This window comes from Paracoccus chinensis (assembly GCF_900102885.1).
Classification (GTDB): domain Bacteria; phylum Pseudomonadota; class Alphaproteobacteria; order Rhodobacterales; family Rhodobacteraceae; genus Paracoccus; species Paracoccus chinensis.
Window position 1 is genome coordinate 1 of the sequence record NZ_FNGE01000073.1, and the last position, 1,369, is coordinate 1,369.

3 protein-coding genes are annotated in these 1,369 nt (G+C 60.8%); all 3 read left to right on the plus strand.

All coding sequences use genetic code 11. From position 1 onward, the window contains the following. The first annotated feature begins 56 nt into the window (after positions 1 to 56). The 3 genes from BLQ03_RS17725 to BLQ03_RS17735 are packed head-to-tail and all read left to right on the plus strand — an operon-like array spanning position 57 to position 1,334. Complete coding sequence (locus BLQ03_RS17725) at positions 57 to 311, plus strand: type II toxin-antitoxin system VapB family antitoxin (RefSeq protein ID WP_090757601.1); 255 nt, start codon at positions 57 to 59, stop codon at positions 309 to 311. Continuing rightward, positions 311 to 736 (plus strand): type II toxin-antitoxin system VapC family toxin, encoded by a 426-nt coding sequence (locus BLQ03_RS17730; protein WP_245689006.1) that lies wholly within the window; start codon positions 311 to 313, stop codon positions 734 to 736. Before BLQ03_RS17725 ends, BLQ03_RS17730 begins: the two co-directional genes overlap by 1 nt. A 31-nt stretch (positions 737 to 767) precedes the next feature. Beyond that, positions 768 to 1,334 carry a thermonuclease family protein gene (locus BLQ03_RS17735; protein ID WP_090757603.1) on the plus strand — a complete coding sequence of 189 codons (567 nt, stop codon included), beginning with the start codon at positions 768 to 770 and terminating at the stop codon, positions 1,332 to 1,334. Positions 1,335 to 1,369 lie beyond the last annotated feature (35 nt).

Below are 1,369 nucleotides of genomic sequence, written 5' to 3' on the forward strand. Positions count from 1 at the left end.
TCTAGGTTGCTTATATATCCTCAAAGGATATACTTGGGCCGAAGCGAGGATATACCATGCCACTTTACATCAAAGACCCTGCGGTGGACACGCTTGTCGATCAGTATCTTGCGGCCACCGGCATGACGAACAAGACGGAGGCCGTTCGCCGCGCCTTGTCCGATCAGTTGAACGCTCTCGCTGCCAAGGAGACCCTGACGGACCGGGTTGCGCGGATACAGCGCCGGGCGGCAGAAGCTGGATTTGTGTCCAGCGGCAGCGACATTGCAGCAGACAAGGCATTCATGGACGAACAGTGGGGCGAGGACTGATGTTTCTGGACGCCAGCGTTGTCGCCGCCGTGCTGTTGCAGGAAGAGGATGGCCCTGCGTTTCTGAAGGCAATGGAGGCTGCGCGCGGCACCCTGCGCTATTCGCCCATCGTGCGCCTGGAGGCGACACTTGCCCTTGTGCGCAAGCGGGTCGAGCGGCGCGGCAAAGGCCCGGCGACAGCCGAGGACTTTGCCGCCGCGACAGAACTCGTTGATGAGCTGCTGAAGGCGCTTGAAGCCAAGGAAATGCACATCACGGGCAGCATGGGGGCCGAGTCGATCCGGGCGCTCTCGGTCTATGGCAAGATGGTCGGCCATCCGGCGCAACTCAACATGGGCGATGCACTCTCCTATGCCTGCGCGAAAGCCTTTCATGTTCCGTTGCTCTACAAGGGCGATGATTTCTCAAAAACCGATCTCGCATAGCGATTGAACCAACAGCCTTGAAGAAGATGGAATGCGCGGCAGAAGGAAACGGCAGCGGAAAGGCCAGGCAAAGGGGTGGCAACATCGGTTTGGCCGCGGCTCTGCGATCGCGGCTGTCCTGCTTGGAGCGTTCCTCACAGGCATAGCGGGTGAACTGACAAGGGAAGCGGAAAAGCTTCTTGGCGATCTTTTCCGCCCGCAGGGCGAGATCCTGTCAGGGCAGGTGCGCGTCATCGACGCAGACTCTCTGGACATTGGCGGCAGGTCCGTTCGCCTGTTCGGGATCGACGCGGTGGAAAAGAACCAGACGTGCCAGGACAGGAGGGGCAGGGAATGGCCGTGCGGCCGTCACGCATCCGAGAAACTGGCTGCCGCTCTCGACGGCCAGAAGGTGCGATGCCTCGTGCAAGACACCGACCGCTATGGCCGGGCGGTGTCCGTCTGCAAGGCGGGCGGCAAGGACATCAATCACTGGGTGGTCCGCAACGGATGGGCCGTGGCCTACACCCGCTACAGCCGGGACTATGAAGGGGCCGAAGCTGTTGATTTCCACCCGGAACTGACCCGGGTTTTCCATCGAGAAGTGACCCACCTTTAGTCATGCGGCTGGGGTCATGTCTGGGTCAAGGCATG

What these genes read in the sequence shown, in the direction of transcription:
- BLQ03_RS17725 (WP_090757601.1), top strand. Translation starts at nt 57, where the DNA reads ATGCCACTTTACATCAAAGACCCTGCGGTGGACACGCTTGTCGATCAG.
- BLQ03_RS17730 (WP_245689006.1), top strand. Translation starts at nt 311, where the DNA reads ATGTTTCTGGACGCCAGCGTTGTCGCCGCCGTGCTGTTGCAGGAAGAG.
- BLQ03_RS17735 (WP_090757603.1), top strand. Translation starts at nt 768, where the DNA reads ATGCGCGGCAGAAGGAAACGGCAGCGGAAAGGCCAGGCAAAGGGGTGG.